The sequence below is a fragment of the Mycobacterium sp. TH-M15 genome (assembly GCF_057473705.1).
The window spans coordinates 1-6,820 of record NZ_JBYCLB010000134.1 but is presented as its reverse complement, the minus strand read 5'-3'; the positions used below and the strand labels follow the sequence as shown (position 1 = coordinate 6,820).

At 70.4% G+C, this 6,820-nt stretch carries 6 protein-coding genes; 3 read left to right on the top strand and 3 right to left on the bottom strand.

The genetic code is table 11. The features are described from left to right. Nucleotides 1–898, top strand: an 898-nt coding sequence (locus AC2VNT_RS03340) for an AMP-binding protein (protein ID WP_486945508.1), incomplete at its 5' end; no start/stop codon positions are given. A gap of 192 nt (nt 899–1,090) precedes the next feature. On the opposite strand, the gene AC2VNT_RS03335 is transcribed toward AC2VNT_RS03340, so the two are convergent. Together AC2VNT_RS03335 and AC2VNT_RS03330 are read right to left on the bottom strand one after the other, a co-directional pair. Next, nucleotides 1,091–2,611 carry a sensor histidine kinase gene (locus AC2VNT_RS03335; protein ID WP_486945507.1) on the bottom strand — a complete coding sequence of 507 codons (1,521 nt, stop codon included), beginning with the start codon at nt 2,609–2,611 and terminating at the stop codon, nt 1,091–1,093. Beyond that, complete coding sequence (locus AC2VNT_RS03330) at nt 2,611–3,381, bottom strand: response regulator transcription factor (RefSeq protein ID WP_486945506.1); 771 nt, start codon at nt 3,379–3,381, stop codon at nt 2,611–2,613. The genes AC2VNT_RS03335 and AC2VNT_RS03330 overlap by 1 nt, the downstream gene beginning before the upstream one ends. A 309-nt stretch (nt 3,382–3,690) precedes the next feature. Between AC2VNT_RS03330 and AC2VNT_RS03325 the strand changes: the two genes are divergently transcribed. Together AC2VNT_RS03325 and AC2VNT_RS03320 are read left to right on the top strand one after the other, a co-directional pair. Continuing rightward, nucleotides 3,691–3,990, top strand: a complete 300-nt coding sequence (locus tag AC2VNT_RS03325) for a PE family protein (protein ID WP_486945505.1) — start codon at nt 3,691–3,693, stop codon at nt 3,988–3,990. Nucleotides 3,991–4,005: 15 nt separating this feature from the next. Continuing rightward, entirely contained in the window at nt 4,006–5,538 is a 1,533-nt protein-coding gene (locus AC2VNT_RS03320; RefSeq protein WP_486945504.1) for a PPE family protein, SVP subgroup, read from the top strand. A gap of 18 nt (nt 5,539–5,556) precedes the next feature. Here AC2VNT_RS03320 and AC2VNT_RS03315 read toward each other — a convergent pair whose 3' ends face one another. Next, the gene (locus AC2VNT_RS03315; RefSeq protein WP_486945503.1) at nt 5,557–6,555 is read right to left on the bottom strand and encodes an alpha/beta fold hydrolase; all 999 of its coding nucleotides are present in this window, start codon (nt 6,553–6,555) and stop codon (nt 5,557–5,559) included. Nucleotides 6,556–6,820: the final 265 nt, after the last annotated feature.

The window sequence follows — 6,820 nt, the reverse complement described above, 5'->3', positions numbered from 1 at the left end:
GGTGCCCGGCGGTTCCGAGCCGGTGAGCATGGCGGCGATCACCACGTTCACCGCGGCATTTGCGCCGTACGGCTTGCCGCGCACCGCGATCAAGCCGTCCTACGGCATCGCCGAGGCGACCCTGTTCGTCTCGACCATCGCACCCGACGCCGAGCCGACCGCGGTCCATCTGGACCGGGTGCAGCTCAATGCCGGCCACGCGGTGGTGGTCGGTGCCGCCAGTCCGGACGCGGTGACACACGTGTCGTGCGGCCAGGTCGCGCGCAGCCAGTGGGCGGTGATCGTCGACCCGGAGACCGGCGCAGAACTGCCCGACGGTCGGGTCGGTGAGATCTGGCTGCACGGCGACAACATCACCCGCGGGTACTGGCGCCGGCCGGAGGAGACCCGCCGGGCGTTCGGCGCCGAGCTGAGGTCACGGGTGGCCCGGGGCGGTCACGCCGACGGTGTCCCGGCGACCGGATCGTGGCTGCGCACCGGCGACCTGGGCGTGTACGTCGACGGCGGGCTGTTCGTCACCGGCCGGATCGCGGACCTGGTGACCATCGACGGCGACAGCCACTATCCGCAGGACATCGAGGCGACGGTCGCGGGAGTGTCCCCGGTGGTGCGCAGCGGCTACGTGGTGGCCTTCGCGGTGCCGGGAAGCGACCCGGCGGCGCCCGGCGAGCGGTTGGTAATCGTCGCCGAACGGGCGATGGGCAACCGGGGCGCCGACCTGCGCGCGGTGGCCGAGGCGATCGGCGCCGCGGTGGCCGACCGGCACGGAGTGCCGGTCTTCGACCTCCGGTTCGTCGCGGCCGGAGCGATCCCACGCACCACCAGCGGAAAACTCGGGCGATGCGCCTGCCGGGCGGAGTATCTGGCCGGCGCGCTGGGGGCGCGTCAGCGCGACTGAGCGCGCAGTCTGCGCGGGTCCGGCTCTCGGGGGAGCCGGCCGCAGCGGGGGCGAGTTCCGGCGCCGTAGAGAACACAGCAGGCGTCTCGTCGCGCCCGCGCTGTCGTCTCCCGGTCGTCGGCAAGCGCGCTGGTCTCGGTGACCGCATGGCGCCGGTGGACGGTGGGCATGCCGTGAGTGCAACACCAAATATCACGGTGTTGCACCTTCCGCGCCGCCCAGTGGCAGCAGCACCCGGAACACGGTGCGACCGTCGGCCGACTCGGCGTCCACCGACCCGTGATGCGCGTGGACGATCGAGGCGACGATCGCCAACCCCAGGCCGGTGCTGGCCGAGCCGGCCGTCCGGGCCTTGTCGGCGCGGACGAACCGCTCGAACAGGTTCGGGATCAACTCGGGGTCGATGCCGGGCCCGTCGTCGGCGACGGTCAGCTCCGCGAACCGGCGCTCGTCACCGTCGCTGCGCACCGCCACCCGGGTCGTCACGGTGACCCCGGGCGGATTGTGTGCGGCGGCGTTCTGCAGCAGGTTGCTGACCAACTGATGCAGCCGGTGCGGGTCGCCGCGGACCCAGACCGGTTCGTCGGGCAGGTTTTTGACCCAGTGGTGCGTCGCCGCGGCGACCGCAGCGTCGTTGACCGCGTTGAGCACCAGATCGGCCAGGTCGACGTCGTCGATCTGTAGGTCCTGGCCTTCGCCGAGCCGGGACAGCAGCAGCAGCTCCTCGACCAGCGACCCCATCCGCTGCGCCTCGGATTCGATTCGGGCCAGCGCGTATTCGGTGGTCGGCGGCAGCGTCGAACTGTCTTGGCGGGTGAGTTCGGCATAGCCCTGGATGGCCGCCAGCGGGGTACGCAGTTCGTGGCTGGCGTCGCTGAGGAACTGGCGCATCCGGCGGTCCGCTTCGGTGCGATACGCCAGGGCGCCGTCGACGTTGTCCAGCAGCCGGTTCAAGGTGTTGCCGACGACGCCGACCTCGTTGGCCGGATCGGTGTCGGCCGACTGCACCCGCGCGGTGATCCGGTCGTCCCGGTCGGCCAGCGGCATGCTGGCCACCGCCGCGGCGGTGGCGGCGACTCGGCGTAACGGGCGCAGCGCGAAACTGACCACCGCTACCGTCAGTGCGGCGGTGATCAGCAGTGCGATCGTGAAGAGCGCTGTGGCGCTGATGATCCGGTGGAAAACCGTACGATTGGCCAACCGCAGCGACACGCCGACCACCAGGCGGTCGCCGCTGTCCAGGCCGTAGCTGTCCATTCGGTACGAACCGAGGCTGGCCAGGTCGATGGTGCGGCTCGGCCCGTCCCGCCAAGACTGGGCCGCGATGGTCGCGGTCACGTCCGGGGGAGCGGGTTGCGGTTTGGTCTCCGAGGCGAAGACGGCGGTGCCGATCACCCGGCCGTCGCGCAGCACCGCGATGATGTTTCCGGGATCCTGCCCGGTGAATTCCAGCAGCGCGTGCTCGACGGAGATGGCGTCGGCGGGTACCGGCGGCGGATGCGCCGTCCGGTACTGCGCGAACGCGTGGCGCAGTTCGTCAAGTGATTCCGAGACTTCGGCTTCGTTCATCGCGGTGAGGTAGCTGCGCAGGCTTAGCACCGAGACGGCTCCGACGGCGAGGAACGCCGCGGTGACCACGGCACAGACGCCGAGGACCAACTGTCGGCGCAGCGTGCGCGGGCGCCACCACGGGGTGGTTCGGCTGGCTGCCATCAGGCCGGCTGCAGCAGGTATCCGACGCCGCGTACCGTGCGGATCATCGGCTCCCGGTTGGTGTCGATCTTCCTGCGCAGGTACGAGATGTACAGGTCGACGATGCTGGTGCGTCCGGCGAAGTCGTAATTCCACACCCGGTCCAGAATCTCTTCACGGCTCAAGGCGCGCTGCGGGTTACGCATCAGGAACCGTAACAGCTCGAATTCCGTTGCGGTGAGGGCGATCTGCTCGCCAGCGCGGCTGACTTGCCGGCTGGCTCCGTCCAAGTTCAGATCGCCGACCGTCAGCACCTCGGCGGCGGGGGGAGCCAGCTGGCTGGCCCGGCGCAACAGCCCGCGCAGCCGGGCGACCAACTCCTCGAGGCTGAACGGCTTGGTCATGTAGTCGTCGGCGCCCGAGGTCAGCCCGGTGACGCGGTCCATCACCGAGTCGCGGGCGGTGAGGAACAGGGCGGGGGTGTAGGCGTCGGATTCGCGGACCCGCTGCAGAATCTGCACACCGTCCACGTCGGGCAGCATGATGTCGAGCACCAATACGTCGGGCCCGGACTTCTCGAACAGATCGACGGCGTCACGTCCGTTGTGCGCGACGTCGACCTCCCAGCCCTCGTAGTGCAGCGCCATCGTCACCAGGTTGGTCAACGCCGGCTCGTCGTCCACCAGCAACACCCGAATCGGGGACCCATCGGGCCGGTTGATGCGGGGCAGCTGGCCGAGGATCGCGTGACGTGGACGCCGATCACGGGGGGAATCCGCCATTGCTGTCATCGTCCCGCATTGTCCGCCGGCGACGCAGCCACTGTCACCTCATTCATAGAATTCTCAAATATTCGACGTGGCGCGCCGGCCGCCGCCGGGCGGACGATATGTGTTCTCTATGAGTCAACCTGCCCGAGTTGTGTCGGCACCGATATCAAAATTACTGTCGGACACAGAAGTTGGCATCGTGTGCGATCAATGGATTCAGCCTCGGTGAACGATCAAGGAGTCCTTGGCATTTGACTACCTCCATCGCATGACGGGGCAGTCGATCCGGGGCGGATGAGACGTCGTCGCTGGAAGCGATGGGGAGTAGCAATGTCTTTCGTCAAAACACAGCCGGAGCTGATCTACCTGGCGACCGGTGAACTCCGGTCGGTCGGTTCGACGGTGCGGGCGCAGCGTGTGGCGATGGCCGGACCGACGACCGCGGTGGCTCCACCCGCATCCGACGTGGTCTCGGCGCTGACCACGGCGCAGTTCAACGCACATGGTGCGCTGTTTCAGGCTGTCGCCGCCCAAGCCGAGGCCGTCCAGCAGATGTTCGTGGCCACGCTGACCGGCAACGCCGGCTCGTATGCGGCCGCCGAGGCCGCCAACGCGGTTGCGGCGGGCTAGCTCGATCGGCCGTCGATGGATTTCGCAGCATTTCCGCCGGAGCTGAATTCGGCGCTGATGTACGCCGGCGTCGGCTCCGGTCCGATCCTGGCGGCGGCCGCGAACTGGGCGACGATGTCGGCCGTGCTCGAGTCGGCGGCGGGCGGTTACCAGGCGGTGATCTCCAGCTTGGTCAGCGAATCCTGGTTGGGGCCGGCGGCGGTGGCAATGGCCGCCGCGGTGACCCCGTACGTGACCTGGCTGACCACCGCCGCCGCGCAGTGCGAACAGACCGCGATGCAGGCGAAGGCGGCCGCGGCGGCCTACGAGGCGGCGTTCGCGATGACGGTTCCGCCGGCGGTGATCGCCGCGAATCGCACTGAACTGGCGGTGCTGGTGGCCACCAACTTCCTCGGTCAGAACACGCCGGCGATCATGGCCAACCAGGCTCATTACGCCGAGATGTGGGCCCAAGACGCCTCGGCCATGTACACCTACAGCGGTGAGGCGGCGGCCGCGACCAGGCTGGCACCGTTCACCGGACCGAACCAGGCCAGCGGCCCGGCCGCGCCGGCCCCCCGGTCCGCCGGCGCGCTACCGGCCGCGGGTGCGGCGCTCACCGACAAGGCGCAATCCGCGGTCTCCCACCTGGTCGCCGTGCCGCAGATGCTGCACGGGATGTCGCAGGCCGGCTCGGCGACCACCGTCCTGCCGCCGACCGCCGCGGGCGCCGGGGCGACCGGGGTGGCCTCGGCGACCGGCGCACCGATGAGCGCGCTGTCCACACTGAGTCAGCTGCCCGGCCAGGGCGTGAAACACACCGCCAAGATCGCCGGCAACAGCGCCGGCGCGGCCGCGGCAGCCACCGGCGGCTTCACCGCGAACGAGTCGATGGGCCTGATGGAGGACACCGCCGGCCTGGGCATGGACGGTGTCGGCTTGGTCGGTTTGGACGGCGGTGGTGTCGGGCTGGATCTGATCGGCGTGGGTTTGGACTTCCTCGGCGCCGACGAGCTGACCATGTCCGGCGGGCTCGGGGCGCTCGGCGGGCTGGGCGGATTGGGCGGATTGGGCTTCGCGCCCCTGGGTGGAGCCGGGTTGGGCGCGATCGGGACGACATCGGCGGTGATGGGGCAGGCCGCGTCCGTGGGCTCACTGTCGATACCGCAGGCCTGGGCCGCGATCGCGTCGCCGGCCGGCACCGGCGCCTCGGCCGCCGCGCCGGCCTGGGCGTCGTTTGCGCCGTCGCTGGGCCTGTCGACCGAATCCAGCGCAGCGGCCGCGGCCGCCGGGGCTCAGATCCCCTATGACGCGATGGCCCTCGCCGGCATGGCCGGGCGCGCGATGGCAGGTTCGGGCCGGGGGATCGGTGCCCGCATGAACGCGACGCTGCGCGCACCCGCCGGACAACCGGGGGCGACATCGGACGATCCGGCGGCGCCACCGCACGACCACGCCGCCAAGATCGGAATCGTCGCCGAACTGCGTGGGCTCGTCGAGCTGCGGGACTCGGGAATCCTGACCGAAGAGGAGTTCACCCGGGAGAAGCAACGGCTTCTCGACCGGTGACCCGTCGGTGCCAGCGGTTCAGCCGCTGATCCGGCCCTGCTCGGGGCCGAGCACCGCGCCGACGGCTTCGAGCAGCTCGGCGTTGAAGTCCTGGTACGCCTCGACGTGGCTGAAATGCCCGGTCGGCAGGGTGATCAGCTTCTGCAGCATCCCGGTGTGCCGCACCGTGTCGGCGATCCGTTCGGCCTGGGTGACCGGGGTCAGATCGTCGTATTCGCCGGCGACCAGCGTGACCGGGGCCGCCAAGTCGGCGATCGCGCCCTCGACATCGAGGTCCGCGAGCAGCAGCCCGAACTTCGACCGCACGCGTAGCGGGCAGGACCGCACGATGTTCAGGCAGAAGTCGGCGGCGTCGCCGGTGGCGGAGAGGCTCATCACCTGCCGCCGGAACACCCACCGCGCGCCCCGGAACGGCGGGACGGGCAGCGGCGCAGTTAACGCCAGCCGGCCGAGCCAGCGCGGCAAGCGCAGCCCGCCCCGGTTGAACAGCGGCACCACCGTGGTGCGGCCGATCAGGTCGTCAGCGGCGGTGTTGGTGAGCAGCGCGGCGACCACCCGCTCGTGGTCGGGATGGCGTCGGGCCCAGGCCTGAATCGTCATGCCGCCGAGGCTGTGTCCGACCAGCACGACGCGTTGCCGCGGTCCCTGCGTCGCCGCCAGCACCGCGGCCAGGTCGTCGGCGAGCAGATCGGTGGTGAGCCGACTGCTGCCGAGATCGCTCTCGCCGTGACCGCGATGATCGTAGGCGATGACCCGGTACCGGTCGGCCAGCAGGTTGATCTGGGCGTTCCAGTTCTCCAGCGAGCAGGTCCAGCCGTGCACCAGCACCACCAGGTCACCGTCGGGCGGGCCGTAGGCGTGCACCCGCAGCCGCGCGCCGTCGACGCCGCCGACCGGGACCACCTCGCAGCGTGCGGTCGGCGGATTGAACGCCGCGGTCGCATACGTTTGCGTTCGCAGTGCCCGGCGGCGGGATTGCCGGCGGTCGCGCAGGCGCTGCACCAGAGCTGACGTCACGCGCCCCACGATAGCAATACCGTTGGTATCGGGTATTCGGCACAGGCCGGGCACCCGGGTGCGTCGAACCCGCCGTCGCTGCAGAATGCGGTAGTAAGTACGGAGGTGCCCATCGAGAGGGGAGACGCGGGTGGCAGACGGCAGGTCGTTTCGGCTGCGTGTCATCGTGGCGGCGGTCGCGCTGGTCGGCTGTATGCAGGCGATCGGGCCGGCGACCGCCGCACCGCCCCGGCTGGCGTCGGACCCGGCCACCCTGGGCGCCGAC